Origin of the sequence: Gabonibacter chumensis, assembly GCF_024741215.1 — a bacterium.
GTDB classification, from domain to species: Bacteria; Bacteroidota; Bacteroidia; order Bacteroidales; family Marinifilaceae; genus Gabonibacter; species Gabonibacter massiliensis.
Window position 1 is genome coordinate 40,226 of record NZ_JANSKB010000009.1, and the last position, 23,147, is coordinate 63,372.

Genomic DNA, 23,147 nt, shown 5'->3' on the forward strand with positions numbered 1-23,147 from the left:
GCTTATCTGATTTTATCGGATAAGGTTAAGAGTTCGTTTCCATGAGATTTGTCGGGTTTCCGGATCTTTAGAATAAAGAACGAGTACGGCTTTTCCGATGAGGAAGTCTTCCGGTATCAGTCCGATATAACGGGAATCCCGAGAGTTAAAGATTTTGTCCCCTGCCATGAAATACCAGTTCTTTTGAAAGGTGTAGCGGGTAATGATGGAGTCCTCCAGGTAAACTTTCCCTTGGCGGGTATGGAGGGAGGTATGGGTTTCATAATAGATGAGTCTGCGAAAAAGAGAGAGGTTGACGGTATCTAAAAGAATGGTTTGCCCTGCAGCCGGAATAAACAGGGGACCAAAGCAGCGTATGGTCCACGCGTAGGTCGTATCGAAGGGGAATGTATGGTATGTTCCAGGAAGGTACTCTCCCTGGAAATGGGAGAGAAGATACTGTTCACGCAAATTTCCGTATCCGGTTTGTCCGTTTATCGTGTATATCCCGTTGGATATGGAGAGCGTATCGCCGGGTAAGCCGATACAACGTTTCACATAAAAATGGGATAGGTCCATTTCCATTTGATCCGAAAAAAGGGGAGTGGGAAGATTAAAAACAACAATATCGTTCCGGCGAATGGATGAATATCCCGGAACACGAAAGGTTTCCGGAGTCTTTCCCGATTCGAATTTCAATTGTTTATAAAATCGAGCTCCTTTATAAAGTTTATTTACCATAATATAATCTCCCGGTTCGATAGCGGGAGTCATGGAATCGGTCGGGATCATGTAAAAATCCACGACAAAAAGGCGAAGTAAAAGCGTAATGAAAAAGGCAATAACAATTGCTTTCAAGTAGGGGATAAAATGTTTTCTTCGTCTCATGTTTATGGATAAATAGAAATTTCAAATTTATAATAAATTTTGGATGGAATGAAAAAGGTAAGTTTTATTGTACTGGAAAGATCATTATATTATGAGTCTTTTCAAGAAAATAAACCTATTTTACATGTATGAGATGTGTAGCAAATTTGTAGTGAATATGTAGGATTTTTCGGTTCTTCTGTTGATTATAAGGTAGGGGAATGGTGAATCGTTGTCTGATATAAGGATTTGTCGGGTAAGGTTTTAAGGAAAGGGATTAGTTGGGGGAGGCCTGGAATGCCTGTTGGAGGGGGATGAAAAAATTCTTTTAAAGGATGTATCTTTAAGCCGTTAAAGTGCTGAATATGTACACGAACTAAGTAAATAATGGAAAGGGAAAGGATTAGTGTTTTATATGCCGAAGATGATGTTTTGTCGGCAATGTTGTGTAAAGATTTTTTAGAATTTCAGGGTTACAGGGTATTCTATGTCAGGGATGGTGAAATGGCCTGGCGACTTTACCGTAAAATCAATCCGGATGTGGTGCTTTTGGATATTATGATGCCTAAAAAGAACGGTTACGAGGTGGCCCGTTTGATTCGAGCCGAGAATCAGAATGTTCCGATATTGTTTATTAGTGCATTGGCAAGCTCTGTCGATGTGGTAACCGGATTAGATATTGGTGCCGACGATTATATTCGAAAAGAATTTTTGTTGGAAGAGGTAGATGCACGCATTCGTGCGGCATTGAGGCGTCAACAACGCTGGACAAAGAGTAGCCAAGTGTTTCGGATAGGAGAATATTGCTTGTTCAGTTACGTGGAGCAACATCTTGTCATCGCGAATGAAAAGATTCATTTAACGCCTATGGAAGCTAAAATCCTATATCTCTTGTGTGAACATATGAATGAAGTCGTATTGAAAGAAGACATGATCAAAGAGTTGTGGAAAAACGATTTTTCCGGGAATACTCGTTATTTGGATAAGTACATGATGAGTATCCGAAAGATTTTGGAAAAAGATCCCTCTGTTCGTATCACTACTATTCCCCGAAAAGGATATTGTTTGGTTTGGTAAATTTTTCGTGACTGTTTTTATTGACGAGTGTTTCCGGAACTTATTATTTAGTTTGTCGTATTAGTTGTCGAATGCGATTATAAAATAGGTATATTTGTCTACTTGTTTCGGGATTATAAATCATGAACGATGGAATTAATTTATATCGGACATAGCGGTTTCGTTGTTTTAGGGGAAGGATTTACGATTGTTATTGATTATTATCGGGATCCGGCAGATGTTCATTCGTTTTTATTAAGACGTCCGGGTGCGTTTTATGTGCTCTCTTCTCATGTGCATGCGGATCATTTTAACCCGGAAGTGTTGAATTGGAAAACGATGCGTCCTGATATTCTTTACCTGTTTTCAAAAGATATTTTAGAATCAAGAAGAACCGGAGAACGAGAAGCTGTATTTTTGGAGAAAGGGGACGTGTATCAAGATGATTTGATACGGGTAAAGGCATTTGGTTCGACAGATGCCGGTATCTCTTTTTTGATAAACATGGCAGAGAAGCGTATTTTCCATGCGGGAGATTTGAATAATTGGCATTGGAAAGAGGAGTCTACGTTGGCGGAATCCAGGCAGGCGGAGGCTGATTTTAAAGCGGAATTGGAGGAGGTGGTGTCGGAAGCTTCTTCGGTCGATTTAGCGATGTTTCCGGTGGATCCTCGTTTAGGCAAGGAGTATATGTTGGGGGCGGAACAATTTGTAGACCGGATAAAAACGGGTGTATTTGTACCTATGCATTTTGATCAGGCTTATGATCGTGCCGCTGCTTTCGGGACTTATGCGAAAGTACGGGGCATACGTTTTGTCGCCTGGACTAAAGAGGGTGAACGTATAGATTTTTAATATAAGGAATTATGGAAGTAAAAGGTAGATTTGATCATTTTAATATAAACGTGTCGGATCTGGAACGGAGCATTCGTTTCTATGAACAGGCTCTTGGCTTGAAAGAAGCTCGTAGAAAAACGGCTAAGGATAATTCTTTTATTCTGGTTTATCTCACGGATGATAAAACCCGTTTTTTGTTGGAATTGACCTGGTTGAGAGACCGGAAAGAACCTTACGATCTGGGAGAAGGGGAGTTCCACCTTTGTTTGCGGGTGGAGGGAGACTATGAAGAGGTAAGGGCTTTTCATAACAAATTAGGTTGTGTTTGTTATGAAAACACGGAAATGGGACTCTATTTTATCAGTGATCCGGACGGGTATTGGATCGAGATATTACCGATTCCATGATTCTGTGATTTAGCGATTTTGTGATTTAGTGATTAGAAGATTGGATGATTCGTTGCGGATTACAGAGGTAATTGGGCTTGTAGATTGTAGATTATAAATTAAAATTACACCATCCTGTAGCCTCTTAATCTACAATCTTCAATCTACAATCTACAATTATTTCAGGCTATCGTGATGTTTTTGTTTAAATAGACGTCTTGAACCGCGTGTAATAATTTGACACCTTCACTCATGGGTTTCTGGAATGCTTTCCGGCCGCTGATGAGTCCCATTCCTCCGGCTCGTTTGTTTACGACGGCCGTGATTACGGCCTCCTTTAAGTCGGATTCTCCTTTGGATTCCCCTCCGGAATTGATCAGACCGATACGACCCATATAACAATTGGCGACTTGGTAACGACAAAGATCAATCGGATGTTTTGTCGTGAGTTGGGAATAGACTCTGGCATCGGTTTTACCGAAATTGAGAGCTGTGAATCCTCCGTTGTTGGCAGGAAGTTTTTGTTTGATGATGTCGGCTTCGATGGTCACGCCCAGGTGGTTCGCTTGTCCGGTCAAATCGGCTGAAAGATGGTAGTCCGTTCCTTCCTTTTTGAAATTGCTGTTTCGTAGATAACACCACAGTACGGTTGCCATTCCCAGCTCATGCGCGTAAGCGAAGGCTTCGGCTATTTCGATCAATTGGCGATGGCTTTCGGGCGAGCCGAAATAGATCGTGGCCCCTATGGCCGTGGCTCCCATGTTCCAGGCCTCTTTGACTGTTCCGAACAAAATTTGATCGTACGTGTTGGGATAGTTTAAAAATTCGTTGTGATTTATTTTTACGATAAAAGGAATTTTATGGGCGTATTTTCGAGCTACGCTTCCCAGGACTCCGAAAGTCGAGGCTACGGCATTGCAATGGCCTTCTATAGCTAATTTTATAATGTTTTCCGGATCGAAATAGAGCGGGTTGGGAGCAAAGGAGGCTCCCGCGGAGTGTTCTATTCCCTGGTCGACAGGAAGGATGGAAACATACCCCGTGTTTGCCAGACGTCCGTGTGAGAATATCGATTGCAGGCTATTTAATGTCTTTGGATTTCGGTCGGATGTTACCCATAAATCTTCAATTACGGAAGGTGAGGGTACGTGTATTAATGATTTTTCGATGGTTTTGCAAGTATGTTCTAAATAATACTCGCTCTGATCACCTAACAGATTACTTATTTCATTCGTGTTCATGGTGTTTATATTTTTTGATTTGTTTTTGTTGTTTAAACGTTGTTTTTCATTGAAAGGTTTTCTTGAAATATGTGAACATTTTAGTGAAGAATACGTTTTATCGGGAAGAAAAATATGAATTTAAATTACAGAAGTATGTCAAAAAAAATCGCTGAACAATTAGTAGAAACGTTGGTTGAGGCGGGAGTACAAAGGATATATGCCGTTACGGGGGATAGTTTGAACGAGATCAATGATGCTGTCCGGCGTAACGGAAAGATACAATGGATACAGGTAAGACATGAAGAAACAGGAGCCTATGCCGCGGGAGCGGAAGCTCAATTGAACGGGCAATTGGCTTGTTGTGCCGGAAGTAGCGGTCCCGGACATGTACATTTAATCAACGGGCTGTACGATGCCCATCGATCGGGAACTCCCGTGTTGGCTATTGCTTCGACTATGGCGACCTCGGAATTTGGGATGAAATATTTTCAGGAAACGGATACCATGAAATTATTTGAGGATTGCAGTTATTATAATCAGATTGCCATGACAGCCGGACAATTTCCCAGAATGTTGCAATCTGCTATACAGACTGCAATATCCCGTAAAGGAGTGGCCGTTTTAGGGCTTCCTGGCGATCTTTCGGCCGCGGGGGCGGAAGTGGTGCTCTCTTCCGTTCGTTCTTTTCCCACTTTTTCGAAAGTTTTTCCTTCGGATAGTGAATTGGAACCTTTGGTAGCCTTGTTGAATACCTCTTCAAAAGTGACCATCTTTTGTGGTATGGGAGCAAAGGAGGCCCATGACGAGGTGGTTCAATTATCGAAATTGCTACATGCTCCTGTTGCCTATACGTTTAAAAGCAAGATGGAAATACAATACGATAATCCCAATGAAGTCGGTATGACCGGTTTATTAGGTATGCCTTCCGGATACCATAGTATGCATGAAGCGGAAGTCTTGTTGTTGTTGGGAACTGATTTCCCGTATGCCGCTTTTATGCCTAAAAAAAATAAGATTGTACAGGTCGATATAGACCCTGTTCGTTTGGGACGTCGTGCCCAATTGACAATGGGATTTTGTGGGGATGTAAAGGATACGTTACAAGCTATATTACCTTTTATAACTCAAAAAGAGGATGATTCGTTTTTGAAAAAACAATTGGATAGGTATTCCGAGGTTAAGGAGGATTTGGCTGCTTATGTCAAAAATAAAGGGAATTTGAATGAAATTCATCCCGAATACGTGATGTCGGTGATCAATGAATTAGCCACTGAAAATGCCGTATTTACAGTCGATACGGGAATGACTTGTGTTTGGGGGGCACGTTATTTGCAGGCAACAGGAGGGAGGAAGATGTTAGGTTCTTTTAATCACGGTTCGATGGCTAACGCTATGCCACAGGCTATCGGGGCTGCATTGGCTTATCCGGGGCGTCAGGTGTTGGCTTTGTGTGGGGATGGAGGACTTTCCATGTTATTGGGTGATTTGGCAACGATCGTCCAATATAAGTTACCCGTAAAAGTGGTTGTTTTTAATAACAGAGCACTGGGAATGGTAAAGTTAGAGATGGAGGTTGCGGGATTACCGGATTGGCAGACGGATTTATTGAATCCTGATTTTGCGACAGTGGCGAAGGCAATGGGGATGGCCGCGTATACCGTAGGAAATCCGGAAGAGGTTAAAGAGACATTCGAGCAAGCATTTCGGTTTGACGGACCGGCTTTGATTAACGTAATGACCGACCCTAATGCTTTGGCAATGCCGCCTAAAATAGAGTTTGGACAAATGGTTGGGTTCGCTCAATCCATGTACAAGTTAATGATAAACGGCAGGACAGAGGAAGTTTTTGATACGATTCAGTCCAATATTCATCACGTGAAGGGGTTATTGTGATAGAAAGTATGATATTTGGAATAAAAAGAAAATTGTATCGAAAAGCATATTATATTCGTGTCTGGAAATAGAATAGTAAATAGATTTATGATACAATTTAAGCCGATAAGATTAGAAGACAAAGAGGTAATTACCTCTTATTTATTACCTGATAATAACAGAGATTGTAATTTGTCGTTTGTAAATTTGTGCAGTTGGCAATTTTTGACCGGCAGCTGTTTTGCTATCGTGGACGATTGCTTGGTGATACGCTTTACTTTAGACGAAGAGCGGGTTGTCTATCTGATGCCGGTAGGCAGAGGGGATATTAAAGCTGTAATAGGAGTATTGAAGGAACAGGCAAAGGTGGAAGGGCACCCTTTACGTATACATGGTGTATTTCCTCGCGTGGAGGAGTGGTTGAACAGGGAATTTCCGGGGCGCTTCGAGTATATATTGGACAGGGATTATTTTGATTACATCTATTGGAGAAAAGATTTGGCCGAGTTAAAAGGAAAAAATTTTCAGGCCAAACGAAATCATGTCAATAAATTCAAGCGGATGTATTCCTACGAATATACTCCGTTGACTCCGGATTTAGTACCGCATTGCTTGGAATTGGAGGAAAAATGGTGCGAGGAGCATGATTGTGATGAATCCGAGAGCTTGGAGAATGAAAGGAAAGCCCTGAATTTTGCTTTACGTCATTTTGAAGAACTGGAACTCACGGGAGGAGCTCTTTGGGTGGATGGAGAGATTGTTGCTTTCACTTATGGAGTTCCGGTCACCCATGATACTTTTGCCGTCCATATAGAGAAGGCGGATACGCGGATTGAAGGTGCTTATAATATGATTAATCAGGAATTTGCATTGCATTTACCGGAACAATATATCTATTTGAACAGGGAAGAGGATTTGGGGATACCCGGGTTGCGGAAGGCAAAACTCTCTTACCGTCCGGTGATGTTGCTTGAAAAGGGGTTTGCCGAGTTAGTTAAATAGAAATTAAAAACAAGGAGGAAGATATGCAGCAGGATTCGGAAAAAATCGTCAATCGGAAATACCAGGAGGGGATGATCTCTTTGGCAAAAGATAAATTATCGAAGTTGGAGGTCATCCGCTTGTGGAGGGATTGTTTCGAGGATACGGAAGAATTTATTCAATTGTATTTTGAGAGGAAGTACAAGGGGGAAAATACGCTGCTGTATCGTATTGTGGAAGGTGAAGCTTTGGGAGCTTTGCAGATGTTGCCTTATCCTATGACTTACGCCGGTAGCTGTATAGATATTTCTTATATATCGGGTGCATGTACGATAGCGAAAGCTCGGAACGAAGGAATTATGAAACGGCTTCTGTTGAGGGCTTTCGAGGAGATGGGAAAGCGAAATGTCGTGATGAGTACCTTAATCCCTCAAGAGGCATGGCTGTTTGATTATTATCGTCGTTTGGGGTATGCTCCGGTTTTTGATTATACCTGGGGCATTTACGGGGAAGAGGCGGGAGAGTTGCCGGACGATATTGATTTTGAGTTTCCGGAAAAATTACTTGCAGGAGACACGGATCTGTACGATTATTTTGCTTCTCGCATGAGGGCTCGGGCTTGTTGCGTGCAACATACCAGGGAGGATTTTGAGTGTATATTCGAGGATCTCTGCCTGAGTGGAGGTGAATTGTTGGTTGCCCGGGATGCGATTCGTCGGATTGTGGGGATGGCTTTTGTTTTACAGGAGAAAGAACAGATCCGGGTGAATGATTGGTTTTACGACTCGGAGATAATAAAAAATGGTTTATTGGCAAAAATACGACAAACTTGGGGAGTGAAACGTATCGGATGTAAAGAGTTACCTCATGGAAAACAGCAGGTACATTATGGAATGGCTCGGATTATAGATGTTCCTCAAATGCTTGAATTATATGCTGTTTGTTATCCGGAGAAATCTTTTGCGGTGGAGGTGACCGATGAACAGATTGTTCAGAACACGGGAATATATACCGTGAGAAAGGGAAGCTGCGAAGAAGGTTACGGGCTTCAGAATTTTGTTCCTATAAAAGTGGATGTGGCCGAATTGACCTCTCTTTTATTGGGATATCATCCGGACCGCGTTGCTGGAGAAACTTCTGTTTTTGAACATCGTCGTCCTTATATGAGTTTAATGCTCGATTAGAGCGGTTGTGCCGGATTTTGTTTCTGTGCTTGCGTATCAAGAAAGTGATCAATCTCTTGGGGAGTTAATTTCTTCACGTTTGTGATGATTATATTCTCTTTTAGAAAATGCCCGTAAGTATTGCATTCATCAATGATGGATTCGAATATCTCTTTTAATTCGGCTTCTATCGGTAATAATAGAGTGAAGGTAATGTATTTGTCGAAAAATGCATATTCTTCTATTTTTCCTTGTGCTTTCGTAATGACCAATTCCGTCTCTTTTCTGGCAATGTCGTACTGGAATGATTTTAATAAGGTATTGTCATTGGCTAAATAGACGCAGAAATAGCGCAGGAGGGAACCTTGGCCTCCTAAGCCGGTGGACACGTATACGGTCGATTCATCCATTAATGTCGATTGAATTAACATCCGGGATTGTTGGAGAGCCACGGTGGCCCATTTTTTAAGCTTAGAATCCTGTTTCTGAAAAGTTTCAATAGTTCGATAAATGGCAATGTCGTCTATTGTGGCCAAAGCAATCAACATTTGTTGTTTTTCTTTTTCATCTACCGTTTCGTCAAATAGTCGATCCGTTTTTTCTTGTGCCCGCTTGCATAAGCTTTTAAAACTCTTTTCGTTTTTAAGCAATTTTTCCAGCATTCCCATATAAGTATGTTGTATATCCACATCGATTTCCTCTTCTAAGATGTTTAGCTGGGAGCCTATTTTAGAAAGTAGGTCATTCATGCTGTTCCACTGTTTTTCCTCTTGATTCTCCATTACAACGATTGCTATTCTTTCGCAAAAGTAACGTATTTATATGAATAGTGGACGGCTTCTTATCGATTTTATTTGTTTCCTTTCTTTGATCTCTGGTTTAAGATGAGTTTTTTACCTGGAAAGAGATAATAAAAAATATTATTCCGTTTCGATTATTGATAATCAGATTGTAAATTGTCAATATTACGGGGAGAGTGTAATTTTTATGTTTATTTAGAAAGAATAAAAATAAAATAATTATCTTTGCCCTATTGGAAAGATAAGAGGTGGGGAAGTGCGTACTATTTTTATAAGTGACTATGTTATTATCGGAATTAAAAACAGGAGAAAGTGCAGTTATTGTAAAAGTGAAAGGATATGGTGCTTTCCGGAAACGTTTAAACGAGATGGGGTTTATTCGGGGCAAAGTAGTTAAAGCGATAAAGAATGCTCCGCTAAATGACCCGATCGAATATTCTATTATGGGGTATAAAGTCTCTTTACGTAGGAAAGAGGCAGCCTTTATTGAGATCGTATCCATTGATGAAGCTGTAGATATCGTCGGCATATCCGGAGAGATAACAGAGGTCGAGGATGCGTTGGCAAAACATTGGACGGGTAGGGATAAAAATATTAATGTGGCTTTTGTCGGAAATCCCAACGCGGGAAAAACAACCTTGTACAACTATATCAGCGGTTCTTCCGAACATGTGGGAAATTATAGTGGGGTTACGGTGGAGTCTAAAGAGGCCAGCTTACGTTTTGAAGGATATCATTTTAATGTAGTTGATCTTCCTGGTACTTATTCTCTTTCTGCTTATTCCAACGAGGAGAAGTTTGTTCGTGAATACATTATGGATAAGGCTCCGGATGTAGTTATTAACGTGGTAGACGCTTCTAATCTGGAACGCAATCTTTATTTGTCGACCCAATTGATCGATATGGATGTAAAAAGCGTAATTGCTTTAAACATGTATGATGAATTGGAGCGTTCCGGGGCAATCTTTAATTATCGGGAGTTAGGAGAAATGATAGGAATGCCTATCGTTCCGACGGTAGGGGCGAAAGGACGGGGGATTAAGGAGTTGCTACGGGAAGTGATTGAGGTATATGAAGGGAGAAGTAAAACGGTACGTCATATTCATATCAATTACGGGGAAGAGATAGAGAAGGGAATTGTGGCTATTCGGACGGAGTTGGAACAGGAAAAGGATTTGATTTATAAAGCTTCTCCCCGTTTTATGGCGTTGATGCTATTGGAAAGGGATGAGGAAGCTCTACAATTTGTGACCCGGGATGGGCCCAGGGAGTCTTTGCTGGAGATTATTCGGGAACAATCCGCTCGTATCGAGGCCGTGTACGGAGAAAATGTAGAGGCGGTCGTGACGGATGCCAAGTACGGTTTTATTTCCGGGGCTTTGAAAGAAACTTATAAGGAGAGCCCTGTCAATCGTCGGCGGAAGACCGAGTATATAGATGCGATTGTGACACATAAGCTGTTTGGTTTCCCGATTTTTCTATTATTTCTTTTTCTGACTTTCTTTGCCACGTTTAGTCTCGGGGAATACCCGATGTCGTGGATCGAGTCCGGAGTGGAGGCTTTAGGGGATTTTGTCGGAGACACGATGTCGCACGGTCCTTTAAAGGATTTACTGATAGACGGAATTATCGGAGGTGTCGGGGGCGTAATTGTTTTTTTGCCGAATATATTGATCCTTTTCCTTTTCATTTCCTTTATGGAAGATACAGGATATATGGCCCGAGCGGCTTTTATCATGGATAAGCTCATGCACAAGATAGGATTGCATGGAAAAAGTTTTATCCCTTTGATCATGGGTTTCGGATGTAATGTGCCGGCAATTATGGCTACGCGTACCTTGGAAAATAGAAATGACCGGATATTAACCATATTGATAAATCCGCTTATGTCTTGTAGTGCGAGATTACCGGTTTATATTCTGTTGGTCGGAGCATTTTTTGAGGAATACGCGGCTATTGTACTTTTCGGTATTTATCTCTTCGGCATAGTGATGGCGGTATTGATGGCCAAATTGTTTAAACGGTTGTTTTTTTATAAGGAAGAAGCTCCTTTTGTCATGGAGTTACCACCTTACCGTATGCCGACCTTACGGACCACCTTGATTCACATGTGGAATAAGGGAGAGCAATATTTAAAAAAGATGGGGGGAATTATCATGTTCGCTTCCATTTTGATTTGGGCGTTGGGCTATTTCCCTATCGATAAAAAAATTCAGCAGGAATATGAAATCCAGAAAGCCGAAGTAGAGGCTGCGTATGGTAGAAACGTGTTGATAGAGGTTGGAGATGCGGAACAGTTGGAAAAAGAGAAGACAGCTAAACTGGAGAGTTTGCATCGTCAGGAGATTCGTGAGCGTCAGGAAAATTCGTATATCAGTCGGATGGGACGTGCCATGGAACCGATATGGGCTCCGTTAGGATTTGATTGGAAGGCCGGAGTAAGTTTGCTTACCGGTGTAGCGGCGAAAGAGGTTGTCGTGAGCACGATGGCTGTTCTATACCAAAGCGATGATCATACCTCGGCTTCCTCTTTGGAGGTAAAATTGAAGGAAGAGGGATTTACCACAATGGAAGCTATTATATTTATGGTTTTCGTTTTACTGTATTTGCCTTGTTTTGCCTCCTTGATCGCAATTGATAAGGAAATCGGTTATAAATGGGCTATTTTCGTAATGGGTTACACGATTGTGTTGGCTTGGGTGGTTTGTTTCGTGTTGAAACAGATGCTGGATCTATTTATGTAATGAGGTAACTTTTGTACGTATAAAGAGATAAAATGAAATAAGGTATGCAACTGATATTTACGTATATTATTATTGCCGTGGCAATCTTTGCGCTGGGAAGAGGTATATATCGTTTGATAAAGAAAAGCAGAAAAGGCGAAGGGGGCTGTTGCGGATGTAGTAAACATAAAAAAAGCTGCTTGTAAAAGCAGCTTTTATATTAAGCTTTGTGCCTGTGTTCGTCAGATACAGTAAGTTTTTTTCTTCCTTTAGCTCTTCTTCTGGCTAATACAGCTCTACCGTTAGCGGTAGACATTCTTTCTCTGAAACCGTGTTTGTTTCTTCTTTTTCTGTTGGATGGTTGAAATGTCCGTTTCATTGCGAATTATCTTATGTTATTATTTTCTCACTTCGGACTGCAAAAGTAGCGAATTTTTTGATAGCTCCAAAGATTTCCAGTAAAATTTGAAATGTGCAAATATAATAATTCAGCCCCATTTTAAGATATGAAGAAAAATGTATGTTCATCAATGGGGGAGAATTACTGGAATCAGAAAATAGTATCCGTAGACCGGATAAAGATTTCCTATTGTTATAACAAAGTTGCCATTCCGCCGTATACCGTGTAGATGGAGAAAAAAATAGACATATATTTTTTTATTAAAATTAGATTGTTAACTTTAAAGCAATAATCGATTGTGCTATGAGACAGTTAAAGATTAGTAAGCAGATTACAGGCCGAGAATCTTTTTCGATTGAGAAATATTTGCAAGAGATCGGAAAGATAGAAATGCTTGCACCTGATGAAGAGGCTATGTTAGCTAAGAGAATTCGTTCAGGTGATAAAGAAGCTCGTGAGATTCTGGTGATGAGTAATTTGCGTTTTGTAGTCTCTGTGGCGAAGCAATATCAAAATCATGGATTGGCATTGGATGATTTGATAAATGAAGGAAACCTGGGCTTGATCAAAGCGGCAGAGTGTTTTGATGAGACTAAAGGTTTTAAATTTATCTCTTACGCTGTATGGTGGATCCGTCAATCTATATTGCAGGCTATCGCTGAAAATGCCAGATTAGTACGTTTGCCTCTTAATAAAATCAGTAGCATCAACAAGGTCAATCGCTATTTTTTTCGTTTGGAACAGGAGTATCAACGTGAACCGACGGTAGAAGAGATTGCGGCCCAGATGGATGTTGCCCCGGAAGAAGTGAGGGAAAGTTTCAAAATATCCGGCAGACCTATTTCCATGGATGCACCTCTCTCTTCGGAAAGTGATGCCGTGACCATGTATGATGTATTTGTTCCTGGTGATAATGTGATTCCGGAAGCCGAGCAGAAACTGAATGCCGATTCTTTAAAAACGGAGATAGACAGGTCTCTTGCCATTCTTCAAGATCGGGATGCCTTGATTATTCGGATGTATTATGGATTGGGAGGATTTCAATCCATGTCTTTAGAGGAGATCGGAAACCATCTCGGACTTACAAGTGAGAGAGTACGGCAGATTAAATCAAAGGCCATCAAACGACTAAAAACGACCTGTAGGAACAAACGATTGAAAACCTATCTGTAATACATGCGAGTATCTGAATCACAAGTGAATACTTTCTTATTTCATGCTGTTTTCTTATCAATTGGATAGTGACGGACCTTTTGTAGTTTGAGATTGATAATAAAATAAAGAGAAAATACTTTATTATAAACTAAAGTCCGTATATTTGCTCGCCATTATGAATCCTTTTTAAAGAAATATTGAAAGGGAAAACAAAGGCGATATGTAATTTTTTAGTAATTTATAAAACGCGTACCTTATGGGAAAGTATGAACTAAACAAGAACCTTGCACAGATGTTAAAAGGTGGGGTAATCATGGATGTTACCAATGTAGAACAGGCAAAGATTGCTGAAGCTGCCGGTGCATGTGCCGTGATGGCATTGGAAAGAGTGCCTTCGGATATTCGTAGAGATGGTGGTGTTGCCAGAATGTCGGATCCGCATATGATAAAAGCAATAAAGCAAGCCGTATCTATTCCTGTAATGGCGAAAGTAAGAATCGGACATTTCGTGGAAGCTCAAATATTAGAAGCTATCGGTATTGATTTCATTGACGAGAGTGAAGTGTTGACTCCTGCTGATGACTTATACCATGTGGATAAAACTGCTTTTAAAGTTCCGTTTGTATGCGGATGTCGTAATTTGGGAGAGGCTTTGAGACGTATAGGTGAGGGAGCGGCTATGATGCGTACCAAAGGAGAGGCTGGTACGGGTAATGTAGTGGAGGCTGTGAAACATATGCGTCAGTTGAACAATGATATAAAGATGGTACAAGGTGCGCCGGTAGAGGCTTTGATGTCTATCGCTAAAGAGTTGGGAGCACCGTACGATCTTGTGAAATATGTACATGAAAACGGGAAATTGCCTGTGGTGAATTTTGCTGCCGGTGGTATTGCTACTCCTGCTGATGCCGCTTTGATGATGCAATTGGGATGTGAAGGGGTATTTGTAGGTTCCGGTATTTTTAAATCGGGAGATCCTGCTAAACGGGCAAAGGCAATCGTGTTGGCTACTACGTATTACAATGATCCGGTTAAATTGGCCGAACTATCGGAGAATTTGGGTGAACCTATGTCTGGCTTGGAGATTAATACGTTGGAGAATAAATATGCCGATCGCGGTTGGTAAATTGCAAGAATGGAAATAGAAAAGGATTTCGGGGAGACGAGTTTTCAAATCCCTGGAATTCTTCTTTATTTTGGGCTGTATAGATCCTTTAGGGGAGGCTAAAAGTTTGGGAAGATGAAAAAAATTGGAATATTAGGGTTTCAGGGGGCTATCATAGAACATGAACAGCATATCCGAAAAATCGGACAAGAACCTGTAATTATAAAATACCCCGAACAATTGAAAGAAATCGATGCCATTATATTGCCGGGCGGAGAGAGTACGACAATGGGGAAAATATTGAATCGGACTGGTTTAATGGAGCCTTTACGGGAAAAAATAAAAGAGGGCTTGCCCACGTGGGGAACTTGTGCGGGAATGATATTGTTGGCTAAGGAGTTGGTTAACGATTCGGTTACTCATTTAGCTACTATGGATATCAGTGTACGGCGTAATGCGTATGGTAGTCAAATCGATAGTTTTTCCACTAACACGATAATTCCTAAAGTCGGAAAGGAGGAGATCCCCTTGGTATTTATTCGGGCTCCTTATATAACGAAGGTCGGAGAAGGGGTTGAGATCCTTTGTGAAATAGACGGGCATATGGTGGCAGCTCAGGAAAAGAATATGTTGGTGACCTCTTTTCACCCGGAACTGACCGATCGTTCGGAATTTCATAAATATTTAGTATCTATGATTCAAGCGTAATAAAAAAGAGGTTATCTGGATCACGAATAACCTCTTTTTATTTATATTTAATTGTCGTTCAGTAACTTTTTCCAAGATGTTTGTTTAACTCTTCTTGTGTCACGGTTGCCGTACCCAATTTGGTAACTACGATCCCTGCGGCTACATTGGCAATATACATAGCCTCTTTTATATCTTTTCCTGCAGAGAGAGCTAAAGCAAGAGTTGCAACGACCGTGTCGCCTGCTCCACTGACATCGAAAACTTCCTGTGAATAAGTCGGGATATGAATGGTCTCTTGCTTGTTGATTAGACTCATGCCCTTTTCACTTCTTGTCACGAGCAGTGCGGAAAGGCCATAACGGGTAAGAATCGTTTTTCCGGCGATTTCGATCTCCCTGTCGTCGTTATTTATCGTTTTCCCAATGATGTCACCTAATTCCTTCACATTGGGAGTTATTAAATCGGCCCCGGCGTATTTTTCCCACTCTTGTCCTTTGGGATCTACGATCACATGAATGTGGTGTTCTTGTGCCGTTTGAATAAGAAAAGAACAGATTTCTTGAGAAATAAATCCTTTCCCGTAATCGGAGACAATCAGCAAGTGGACTTCTTTTATTAATTTTGAAATTAGTTCCTTTAATTGATGGTATCCTCTTTCGTTCAGTTGTAATTTTTGTTCGTAATCAATACGGACAATTTGTTGGAGTCCTCCGATCACCCGGGCCTTGGCGATCGTGGGTTGTTCGGTTTTGATAAATGAAGTCCGGATATTTTTTTGTCTGCCCATCCGTTCAATTTCTTTTCCGAAGAGATCATGTCCGATAGCACCGCAAAGAAAAGCATTTCCTCCCAAGCTACTGATGTTGTTCGCCACATTGGAAGCTCCTCCTAAACGGGATTCTTCTGAGACAATGTTTACGATGGGAACCGGGGCTTCAGGGGAGATCCTCTCGACCTTCCCAAAATAGTATTTATCAAGCATAATATCCCCGACGATCAGTATGTTACATTTTGAAAAATCCACGATAATTCGATTTACGGTTATGGTTAAAATGGATGTTGTTTCAATTCTTCTATTTTTCAATTTTCCCCTCCAAACATCATCAGATAGGCTTTGATAAACTCACTGATATCTCCATCCATGACTGCTTGTACGTTTGAGGTTTGATAATTGGTACGATGATCCTTGACCCGACGATCGTCGAATACGTAACTTCGGATTTGAGACCCCCATTCTATTTTCTTTTTACTACTCTCTATTTTTTCTTGTGCTGCCATTCGTTTTTTCAATTCCATATCATACAACATGGAACGTAATAGACGCATCGCATTTTCTCTGTTGTCCAGTTGAGAGCGAGTTTCCGTATTCTCGATCAGGATCTCCTGGGTTTCTCCGGTATCCGGGTCTTTGTAGTTGTAACGCAATCGAACGCCTGTCTCCACTTTGTTTACATTCTGCCCACCGGCACCTCCCGAACGGAAGGTATCCCACGTGATGTCCGCCGGGTTAATTGCGATTTCTATCGTGTTGTCTACTAAAGGCGTGACAAAGACAGAGGCGAACGATGTCATTCGTTTACCCTGGGCATTGTAAGGTGAAACTCTAACTAAACGATGTACACCGTTCTCACTTTTTAGATAACCGTAGGCAAAGTCTCCTTCTACTTGCATGGTTACGGTTTTAATACCGGCTTCATCACCATCCTGCAAATTACTAATCGTAACTTTGTATTTGTTGTCTTCTGCCCAACGAATGTACATACGCATTAACATGGAAGCCCAATCCTGACTCTCCGTGCCTCCGGCTCCGGAATTTATTTTCAAGACGGCCCCGAAATGGTCTTCCTCTTTTCTTAGCATATTGCGGAGTTCGATATCTTCGATGATCTTAACCGTCTCTTCGTATTGTTTATCTACCTCCTCTTCAGTCGCTTCTCCGTCTTTCGCAAAATCGTAAAGAACCGTCAAATCTTCTATGGAAGCTTTTGTTTTTTCATAACCCTCGATCCAAGATTTTAATTCCCGGACCCGTTTCATTAACGCTTCGGCTTCTTTCGGTTTTTCCCATAAGGCTGGGTCTTGCGTTCTTAATTCTTCTTCTGAGAGTTGTACCCTTTTCTGATCGATGTCAAAGATACCTCCTCAATGCTTCACCTCTTTCGGCCAGTGCTTTGATATGGTCAATCGTGATCATTGTTTATCGTTTATAGTTGATACAAAAATACTGCCCGAAAAGACGGCATCGATAGCCTTGTCTTTCCGGACAATATATATTTATTTAGTTATTTTCATTTACGGAATCCAAAGAAGGTTTTGTCCGTCGTTGAGGAACGGCGGGAGCAAACATATCTTCCGCTAAACGTTGAATTTCTTCCACGTACTCTCTTTGTCCCGCCCTTGTTGCCATATCCAGTAATACCTGAACGACCTGAATACTTCTTCTCTCGTCGTCTTGAACGGCGGCTCTTCGGGCTGGAGAAAGAGAAGAGATGTATCTGAGGTTTTGAATGTTATCTAACACTAAAGCCTTGGATAAGTTGTTTCCTTTCTCTTCTTCTCCTGCCATATAATAAACAGAGATATAATTGATTAGAAAATTGTCGGCGGGGACTTGGTACAATGGAATCTCTTCCAAGGATTTATCCAATACTCTCACGGCTGCATTTACTTTTGCCGTATCCAGTACAATTTGGTTCGAATCACTCGATATTTGTGCCTCTTCCATTAGTTTGTCAGCCAACCTTAAAAATGTATTTCGATACTTCATCACGGCAATCGTGTTGTCGTGGAAGTGGTCGATGTTCACTTTCGGATCTTTGATGTTTCCCCATACGAATTTATTCATTAAGTTGTCGTACAAAACCGTACTGTTCACTCGTCCGAAGTCATAAGAATAATCGTTTGTCTGGGTTTTGATGGGCACTACCCGGTAAGCAGCACCTTCCAGCTGGAAGTAGTCTTCAAATCCCAGATAGCTATCTTTACCCATTCCTACTCCGAAATAGACCGGACGCTCCCAATTGTTCGTGGCTAATATATCCAGTACCATCAATTGGGATTTATTCAACGAACTGGTGTTCGGGAGTTGAATTTCAACCCTGTCGACAATCTTGTCGGCATCTTCCGGACGAACGGTACCGTTGGCTAAAACTTTCTCTTTGTCCACCGGGATATAAACGTTCCGTGTAGGAATATAGTTTACGGCTTCTCCCGTGTACACGTTTATTTTAGCTTCCGGTTTGTCTATGCCTACAAAGGCCATGACCTCCCTTAGGTCGAAGGGTTTTTGTATTTTGTCCATGAGAAGGACGAAATCCCTTACTCCGGCATGATATTGATCTTTCGTGAAAGAGATCGGAACTCCGGGAGTCTCGTAAGTTTTCCGCTTGATTTGGTCGATATACCAATCTCCGGCTAACAGACTCAGGTTAACAATACGCACGTCCCTCCGGAATCCTTCCACTTCTTGAGCATACCATAGCGGGAACGTATCGTTATCGCCGAAGGTAAACAAAATGGCATTAGGAGCGCATGTGCTCAGGTAATTTTTAGCGTGAGCGATGGTGGCGTAACGTCCGCTTCGGTCGTGATCGTCCCAGTTCTCTGCCGCCATGTTTACCGGAACGGCAAAAAAGCAAACGAGTGTGGCCGCAATGGCTGCATTGCGGGAGTTCATTTTTCGTTGAAGCAAGTCCCATAGATAGAGTACTCCGAAACCGATCCAAATAGCAAAAGCATAGAATGATCCGGCGTAAGCATAGTCCCGTTCCCGCGGTTGTCCGGGGTATTGATTCAAGTAGAGAACGATGGCTATACCCGTGAAAAAGAAAAGTAACATGACCACCCAGAAATCTTTTTTTCCTTGTTTATTCTTTTGGTATTGGTAAAACATACCCAATAGACCGAGAATAAAGGGCAAAAGATAATAGGTATTGCGCGCTTTGTCGTTTTTCAACGAATCAGGCATCAGGCTTTGGTCTCCGACCAAAATATTGTCTATAAACGGAATACCGGTAATCCAGTTTCCGTAACGGAAATCTCCGTGGCCCTGGATGTCATTCTGGCGTCCGGAAAAATTCCACATGAAATAACGAAGGTACATATGTCCTAACTGATAACGGAACATGAATTTCAAATTGTTCCAGAAACTCGGTATTCGGACGGCTTTGTTGTCAACCATATAGGTAGGACCGGCTAATGGTCCGGACCATTGGGTATAGGCTCCTTCCGGTCGTGAAGAACTCCACATGCGCGGTAAAATGGTACAGAAACGTTCATCGTATACCATTTCGGAGGAGTGGCCTACCACATCGTATTTTCCCGTGTGCTTATTCTGATAATAAACGGCACTACCTTCTTTCATCTCTTTGGGCACGGCGTTGAAATAAGGGCCGTACAATAGCGGTTCGTGTCCGTATTGATCACGGTTCAGGTAAGATTGCAAGGCAAATACATTGTCCGGGCTGTTTTCATCGATGGGAGGATCGCTTACGGAACGGATAACAACCATCGCGTAAGACGAATATCCGATCAACATAACGATCACACAGGTTAATGCCGTGTTGAATACCGTATGATTGTGTTTTAATGTATAATAGGTCCCATAAGTCAATCCGGCAACCAATAATAGGGCATAAACGGCCACACCCGTGTTAAACGGTAATCCCATTCCGTTAACAAACAGGAGTTCGAACCATCCGGCTACGACGATAACTCCCGGGATAATTCCCCACATGATTACGCCTAACAATAGGATGGAAATCGCTGCCGATTTGATGATTCCGGCTCTTGTCGGTTCGTATTTTTTGAAATAGTAGATAAACACAATGGCCGGAATAACCAGTAAGTTTAACAAGTGCACGCCGATGGATAGTCCGATCATGTATGCTATGAAGACCAGCCAACGATTGGCATAGGGCTGAAACGCCACATTTTCCCATTTCAAAATTGCCCAGAACACAACGGCCGTAAATAAAGAGGAAAGAGCGTATACTTCTCCCTCGACGGCAGAGAACCAGAATGTATCCGTATAAGTGTAAGTCAAAGCTCCGACGAAAGCTGCCCCCATAATACCAAGCATTTGTCCTAAGGTACACTCTTCCGACTTCCCGACAATCAACTTTTTGGCTAAATGTGAAATGGTCCAGAACAAAAATAGTATTGTAAATCCGGACGCCAAGGCCGACATGCTATTGATCATAATCGCCTGTGTTTCCGGGCTCGGAGCAAAAATGGCAAATAGCCTCGATATAATCATGAATAAAGGCGCTCCGGGAGGGTGACCTACTTGTAAACCGACAGAGGTCGTGATGAACTCCCCGCAGTCCCAAAGGCTGGCCGTCGGCTCTATCGTAAGCAAGTAAGTTATGCTGGCAATTAAGAACGCTACCCAGCCGGTCACATTATTAATTACTTTATAACTTAATGTAGGGTGATTTTTAATTTTGCACATGCTTTTTTCGTGTTATGAATTTATTATTACGCGTTAATATTCAATCAGGTGCCCAAAAATGTATCCATTTGGCAGCACGAAAATAACTATTTTGTTTGAATTTTTCCGCATTTTCTTTGTGGGAAATAGAAAAATGTTCTACATTTGCAGCGTCAAAAACGGAAAATAACGTTGCGATAAGAAAAAGATTGTCCAATTGTGTAACGGTAGCACAGCAGATTTTGGTTCTGTCAGTCCAGGTTCGAATCCTGGTTGGACAACATGAACGGAAGGCCTTGCAGCAGGTGAGTTGCAAGGTTTTTTTTCCTAAACGAGTTCTTCGTTTTATGCCCAGATGGTGGAATTGGTAGACACGCTAGTTTCAGGGACTAGTGGCCGTACGGCTGTGCAGGTTCGAGTCCTGTTCTGGGTACTAAATAGCCTGATAGACCATATGCTATCAGGCTATTTTTTGTGATTACCTATCCGGTTCCCTTTTTTGTTTTATGTATTAAGCGAATAACGATCCCGTTCGACTGTAGGCAGAGAATTCTCAAAACTTAATTTTCGGGGGAGTTTTTGTTCGTCTCGGAAGAAATTATACATTTGCTTAGTCTTATGTTATAGACGGTGGTAACTAAAAATAAAAAAGGGCGTTTAATTTCATTCAGAAGGTGAAAACTATTTTTTTAATTTAGATGTGAAGAATAGTCTTGCGAGTGAGTTAATGGTTCCACGTCCGTGTATAAATTGAATTTTGATCAGGAACGATCAAAGAGAGCGTAATACCCAAACCGGTGGAAAAGGATCAAATATTAGTATTGGAAGAGCTGTTTAAACGTTATTTTAGTCATTTGGTGCTCTATTCCAGAAACTTGATAAAAAATTCCGAGTCTGCAGAGGATATCGTTCAGGATGTGTTTTTGCGTTTGTTTGAATCCGGACGTTTAGAACAGGCTTCCCCTTCTTTTTTATTTACATGTGTGAAAAATGCCTCCTTAAATTACCTTCACTCTTCTTTAAATAAACATATCCCGATATCTTTCGAGCAAAATCAAATATCCGATAAAGAAATTCAGGAAGAGATCAGTCACATGGAGCAATTGGAAGAGCTTGATAAGGCCATAGAGGCTTTACCGGACAAATGTAAGGATATATTTATCCGCGTTTATTTACAACAACAACGTTATGAGGATGTTGCCGTGCAATTAAATATATCTTATCATACGGTTAAAGCTCATATGTCTTCCGCTTTTAAGCATTTGCGCAAGCGATTGTTACTCCTGTTTATTTTATTTCGAAATGTTAAATTTTAACGTGCTGCAAAAAAAAGTTGAAAATAGAATAGGTAGATTTTAAACCTTACTTGTTCTTATTATAGAAAACCGGATCGAACTATGATGAATGAACAGAAAAATATAAACGAACAGCTTCTTCGAGATTGGGCCGAGATGAAAAAATTGCAAAGACCGGAATACTGGGCGAAAATGAATCGAAAAGTTCAGGAGGTTGTCCGACGAAGACGACGGATTCGTTTTATAACCTATGCAGCCCTATTTATACTGCCTGTTTTGGGATGTTGCCTCTATTTTCTACACGTAGATTCGAATCGTGTTTCTAAAAATTCAATTCCGGCTTTGACGTCAATCTCTCCCGGAGAGAAAAAAGCGATCCTTTACACGTCTGACGGAACGCCTGTCGTTCTCACTCAAGATACGCTTGATATAACGGAAAGTAACGGAACTCGCATTTTTACCCAAAATAACAATGGAATTGCTTATGTTTCCCAAGTGGGGGATAGTGTGGAGAAAATCTATAATACATTGGTGGTTCCCGTCCGGGGAGAATACGATGTTACGCTTTCTGACGGGACCCGGGTTTGGTTAAACTCTTCTTCTTCTTTAAAATACCCTGTATTTTTTTCCGATTCGATCCGGGAAGTATACTTAGATGGAGAGGCTTTTTTCGATGTTGCTGAAAATAAAGAAAAGCCTTTTATCGTAAAAACAAAAGATTATATGATCCGGGTATTGGGAACGGCTTTTAATGTAATGGATTATAGCGAAGACAATTATTCCCATACCACGTTGGTTAGGGGGAAGATTGAAATGCGACATGACGAGGTGCGGCGAATACTGATTCCCGGGGAGCAGGCTCTCGTGAAGGAGGGAAAGGTCTCGGTCAGAAAGGTCGATGTGAATTATTACGCGACATGGATGAAGGACCGTTTTTATTTTGACGGGGAGAGTTTGGAAAATATCATGAAGAAGTTATCCAGGTGGTATGGCATAGGAGCGAAATTCCGAGATGAGAAAGCAAAGAGCTATCATTTTGTCGGAAGTGTGCCTAAGTATGGGAATATTAAAGACGTATGTAACGTGATAGAGCTAACGACTCATGTAAGATTTGAACTTGAAAATGATGAAATAATTGTGATAGCAAAAGAATGATACGCGTATAAAGTGCTGTTTTTGTATCC

At 41.4% G+C, this 23,147-nt stretch carries 20 protein-coding genes and 2 tRNA genes; 15 read left to right on the forward strand and 7 right to left on the reverse strand.

Annotated features, from left to right (window positions below):
- Window positions 1–12 precede the first annotated feature (12 nt).
- The gene (gene lepB, locus NVS78_RS13920; protein WP_286359700.1) at window positions 13–867 is read right to left on the reverse strand and encodes a signal peptidase I; all 855 of its coding nucleotides are present in this window, start codon (window positions 865–867) and stop codon (window positions 13–15) included.
- 366 nt (window positions 868–1,233) lie between these two features.
- On the opposite strand from lepB, the gene NVS78_RS13925 reads away from it, so the two are divergent.
- The 3 genes from NVS78_RS13925 (at window position 1,234) to NVS78_RS13935 (ending at window position 3,146) form a co-directional block, all read left to right on the forward strand.
- Window positions 1,234–1,923 (forward strand): response regulator transcription factor, encoded by a 690-nt coding sequence (locus NVS78_RS13925; RefSeq protein WP_041505577.1) that lies wholly within the window; start codon window positions 1,234–1,236, stop codon window positions 1,921–1,923.
- Between the two features lie 129 nt (window positions 1,924–2,052).
- On the forward strand, window positions 2,053–2,757 hold the full coding sequence (locus NVS78_RS13930; RefSeq protein ID WP_286359701.1) for an MBL fold metallo-hydrolase: 705 nt from the start codon (window positions 2,053–2,055) through the stop codon (window positions 2,755–2,757).
- Window positions 2,758–2,768: 11 nt separating this feature from the next.
- A complete protein-coding gene (locus tag NVS78_RS13935) occupies window positions 2,769–3,146 on the forward strand; it encodes a VOC family protein (protein WP_286359702.1) in 378 nt (125 codons plus the stop codon).
- A 161-nt stretch (window positions 3,147–3,307) separates the two neighbouring features.
- On the opposite strand, the gene NVS78_RS13940 is transcribed toward NVS78_RS13935, so the two are convergent.
- Window positions 3,308–4,366: a class I fructose-bisphosphate aldolase gene (locus NVS78_RS13940; RefSeq protein ID WP_286359703.1), complete on the reverse strand. Its 1,059-nt coding sequence runs from the start codon at window positions 4,364–4,366 to the stop codon at window positions 3,308–3,310.
- Window positions 4,367–4,501: 135 nt separating this feature from the next.
- Here NVS78_RS13940 and NVS78_RS13945 point away from each other — a divergent pair, with 135 nt between their 5' ends.
- From NVS78_RS13945 to NVS78_RS13955, 3 genes are all read left to right on the forward strand, one after another.
- The gene (locus tag NVS78_RS13945) at window positions 4,502–6,241 is read left to right on the forward strand and encodes a thiamine pyrophosphate-dependent enzyme (RefSeq protein WP_286359704.1); all 1,740 of its coding nucleotides are present in this window, start codon (window positions 4,502–4,504) and stop codon (window positions 6,239–6,241) included.
- A gap of 87 nt (window positions 6,242–6,328) precedes the next feature.
- The gene (locus NVS78_RS13950; RefSeq protein WP_286359705.1) at window positions 6,329–7,222 is read left to right on the forward strand and encodes a DUF2156 domain-containing protein; all 894 of its coding nucleotides are present in this window, start codon (window positions 6,329–6,331) and stop codon (window positions 7,220–7,222) included.
- Window positions 7,223–7,245: 23 nt separating this feature from the next.
- A complete protein-coding gene (locus NVS78_RS13955; RefSeq protein ID WP_286359706.1) occupies window positions 7,246–8,385 on the forward strand; it encodes a GNAT family N-acetyltransferase in 1,140 nt (379 codons plus the stop codon).
- Here NVS78_RS13955 and NVS78_RS13960 read toward each other — a convergent pair.
- Complete coding sequence (locus tag NVS78_RS13960; RefSeq protein WP_041502560.1) at window positions 8,382–9,146, reverse strand: hypothetical protein; 765 nt, start codon at window positions 9,144–9,146, stop codon at window positions 8,382–8,384. The two genes, NVS78_RS13955 and NVS78_RS13960, sit on opposite strands and share 4 nt — an antisense overlap.
- A 299-nt stretch (window positions 9,147–9,445) precedes the next feature.
- Here NVS78_RS13960 and feoB point away from each other — a divergent pair, with 299 nt between their 5' ends.
- Together feoB and NVS78_RS14215 are read left to right on the forward strand one after the other, a co-directional pair.
- Window positions 9,446–11,908 (forward strand): ferrous iron transport protein B, encoded by a 2,463-nt coding sequence (gene feoB, locus NVS78_RS13965; RefSeq protein WP_286359707.1) that lies wholly within the window; start codon window positions 9,446–9,448, stop codon window positions 11,906–11,908.
- 44 nt (window positions 11,909–11,952) lie between these two features.
- Window positions 11,953–12,093 carry a FeoB-associated Cys-rich membrane protein gene (locus NVS78_RS14215; protein WP_082032877.1) on the forward strand — a complete coding sequence of 47 codons (141 nt, stop codon included), beginning with the start codon at window positions 11,953–11,955 and terminating at the stop codon, window positions 12,091–12,093.
- A gap of 14 nt (window positions 12,094–12,107) precedes the next feature.
- Here NVS78_RS14215 and rpmH read toward each other — a convergent pair whose 3' ends face one another.
- Entirely contained in the window at window positions 12,108–12,266 is a 159-nt protein-coding gene (gene rpmH, locus NVS78_RS13970; protein WP_082027580.1) for a 50S ribosomal protein L34, read from the reverse strand.
- A gap of 324 nt (window positions 12,267–12,590) precedes the next feature.
- On the opposite strand from rpmH, the gene NVS78_RS13975 reads away from it, so the two are divergent.
- The 3 genes from NVS78_RS13975 (at window position 12,591) to pdxT (ending at window position 15,255) form a co-directional block, all read left to right on the forward strand.
- Window positions 12,591–13,460: a sigma-70 family RNA polymerase sigma factor gene (locus NVS78_RS13975; protein ID WP_286359708.1), complete on the forward strand. Its 870-nt coding sequence runs from the start codon at window positions 12,591–12,593 to the stop codon at window positions 13,458–13,460.
- 238 nt (window positions 13,461–13,698) lie between these two features.
- On the forward strand, window positions 13,699–14,568 hold the full coding sequence (gene pdxS, locus NVS78_RS13980) for a pyridoxal 5'-phosphate synthase lyase subunit PdxS (RefSeq protein ID WP_041502562.1): 870 nt from the start codon (window positions 13,699–13,701) through the stop codon (window positions 14,566–14,568).
- Between the two features lie 114 nt (window positions 14,569–14,682).
- Window positions 14,683–15,255 (forward strand): pyridoxal 5'-phosphate synthase glutaminase subunit PdxT, encoded by a 573-nt coding sequence (gene pdxT, locus NVS78_RS13985; RefSeq protein WP_286359709.1) that lies wholly within the window; start codon window positions 14,683–14,685, stop codon window positions 15,253–15,255.
- Between the two features lie 58 nt (window positions 15,256–15,313).
- On the opposite strand, the gene rfaE1 is transcribed toward pdxT, so the two are convergent.
- The 3 genes from rfaE1 to NVS78_RS14000 all read right to left on the reverse strand — a co-directional run bounded on the left by rfaE1 (window position 15,314) and on the right by NVS78_RS14000 (window position 20,689).
- Window positions 15,314–16,261, reverse strand: coding sequence for a D-glycero-beta-D-manno-heptose-7-phosphate kinase (rfaE1, locus tag NVS78_RS13990; protein WP_286359710.1), 948 nt, complete (start codon window positions 16,259–16,261; stop codon window positions 15,314–15,316).
- 56 nt (window positions 16,262–16,317) lie between these two features.
- Window positions 16,318–17,431 (reverse strand): peptide chain release factor 2 gene (prfB, locus tag NVS78_RS13995; RefSeq protein ID WP_286359711.1). Its coding sequence is split into 2 segments (ribosomal slippage): window positions 16,318–17,367 and window positions 17,369–17,431, totalling 1,113 coding nucleotides; the frame shifts between segments, so codons are not numbered across the junction.
- An 84-nt stretch (window positions 17,432–17,515) separates the two neighbouring features.
- On the reverse strand, window positions 17,516–20,689 hold the full coding sequence (locus NVS78_RS14000; protein ID WP_286359712.1) for a glycosyltransferase family 117 protein: 3,174 nt from the start codon (window positions 20,687–20,689) through the stop codon (window positions 17,516–17,518).
- Window positions 20,690–20,878: 189 nt separating this feature from the next.
- Here NVS78_RS14000 and NVS78_RS14005 point away from each other — a divergent pair.
- The 4 genes from NVS78_RS14005 to NVS78_RS14020 all read left to right on the forward strand — a co-directional run bounded on the left by NVS78_RS14005 (window position 20,879) and on the right by NVS78_RS14020 (window position 23,118).
- Window positions 20,879–20,949 (forward strand) — tRNA-Gln (locus NVS78_RS14005).
- A 68-nt stretch (window positions 20,950–21,017) separates the two neighbouring features.
- A tRNA-Leu gene (locus NVS78_RS14010) sits at window positions 21,018–21,101 on the forward strand.
- 364 nt (window positions 21,102–21,465) lie between these two features.
- The gene (locus tag NVS78_RS14015; protein ID WP_059025548.1) at window positions 21,466–21,984 is read left to right on the forward strand and encodes an RNA polymerase sigma factor; all 519 of its coding nucleotides are present in this window, start codon (window positions 21,466–21,468) and stop codon (window positions 21,982–21,984) included.
- 81 nt (window positions 21,985–22,065) lie between these two features.
- The gene (locus NVS78_RS14020; RefSeq protein ID WP_286359713.1) at window positions 22,066–23,118 is read left to right on the forward strand and encodes a FecR family protein; all 1,053 of its coding nucleotides are present in this window, start codon (window positions 22,066–22,068) and stop codon (window positions 23,116–23,118) included.
- Window positions 23,119–23,147 lie beyond the last annotated feature (29 nt).

What these genes read in the sequence shown, in the direction of transcription:
- NVS78_RS13950 (WP_286359705.1), top strand. Translation starts at nt 6,329, where the DNA reads ATGATACAATTTAAGCCGATAAGATTAGAAGACAAAGAGGTAATTACC.
- NVS78_RS14000 (WP_286359712.1), bottom strand. Translation starts at nt 20,689, where the DNA reads ATGTGCAAAATTAAAAATCACCCTACATTAAGTTATAAAGTAATTAAT.
- NVS78_RS13925 (WP_041505577.1), top strand. Translation starts at nt 1,234, where the DNA reads ATGGAAAGGGAAAGGATTAGTGTTTTATATGCCGAAGATGATGTTTTG.
- NVS78_RS13940 (WP_286359703.1), bottom strand. Translation starts at nt 4,366, where the DNA reads ATGAACACGAATGAAATAAGTAATCTGTTAGGTGATCAGAGCGAGTAT.
- rpmH (WP_082027580.1), bottom strand. Translation starts at nt 12,266, where the DNA reads ATGAAACGGACATTTCAACCATCCAACAGAAAAAGAAGAAACAAACAC.
- NVS78_RS13935 (WP_286359702.1), top strand. Translation starts at nt 2,769, where the DNA reads ATGGAAGTAAAAGGTAGATTTGATCATTTTAATATAAACGTGTCGGAT.
- lepB (WP_286359700.1), bottom strand. Translation starts at nt 867, where the DNA reads ATGAGACGAAGAAAACATTTTATCCCCTACTTGAAAGCAATTGTTATT.
- feoB (WP_286359707.1), top strand. Translation starts at nt 9,446, where the DNA reads ATGTTATTATCGGAATTAAAAACAGGAGAAAGTGCAGTTATTGTAAAA.
- NVS78_RS13945 (WP_286359704.1), top strand. Translation starts at nt 4,502, where the DNA reads ATGTCAAAAAAAATCGCTGAACAATTAGTAGAAACGTTGGTTGAGGCG.
- NVS78_RS13975 (WP_286359708.1), top strand. Translation starts at nt 12,591, where the DNA reads ATGAGACAGTTAAAGATTAGTAAGCAGATTACAGGCCGAGAATCTTTT.
- NVS78_RS13960 (WP_041502560.1), bottom strand. Translation starts at nt 9,146, where the DNA reads ATGGAGAATCAAGAGGAAAAACAGTGGAACAGCATGAATGACCTACTT.
- NVS78_RS14215 (WP_082032877.1), top strand. Translation starts at nt 11,953, where the DNA reads ATGCAACTGATATTTACGTATATTATTATTGCCGTGGCAATCTTTGCG.
- pdxS (WP_041502562.1), top strand. Translation starts at nt 13,699, where the DNA reads ATGGGAAAGTATGAACTAAACAAGAACCTTGCACAGATGTTAAAAGGT.
- NVS78_RS14020 (WP_286359713.1), top strand. Translation starts at nt 22,066, where the DNA reads ATGATGAATGAACAGAAAAATATAAACGAACAGCTTCTTCGAGATTGG.
- NVS78_RS13930 (WP_286359701.1), top strand. Translation starts at nt 2,053, where the DNA reads ATGGAATTAATTTATATCGGACATAGCGGTTTCGTTGTTTTAGGGGAA.
- NVS78_RS13955 (WP_286359706.1), top strand. Translation starts at nt 7,246, where the DNA reads ATGCAGCAGGATTCGGAAAAAATCGTCAATCGGAAATACCAGGAGGGG.
- pdxT (WP_286359709.1), top strand. Translation starts at nt 14,683, where the DNA reads ATGAAAAAAATTGGAATATTAGGGTTTCAGGGGGCTATCATAGAACAT.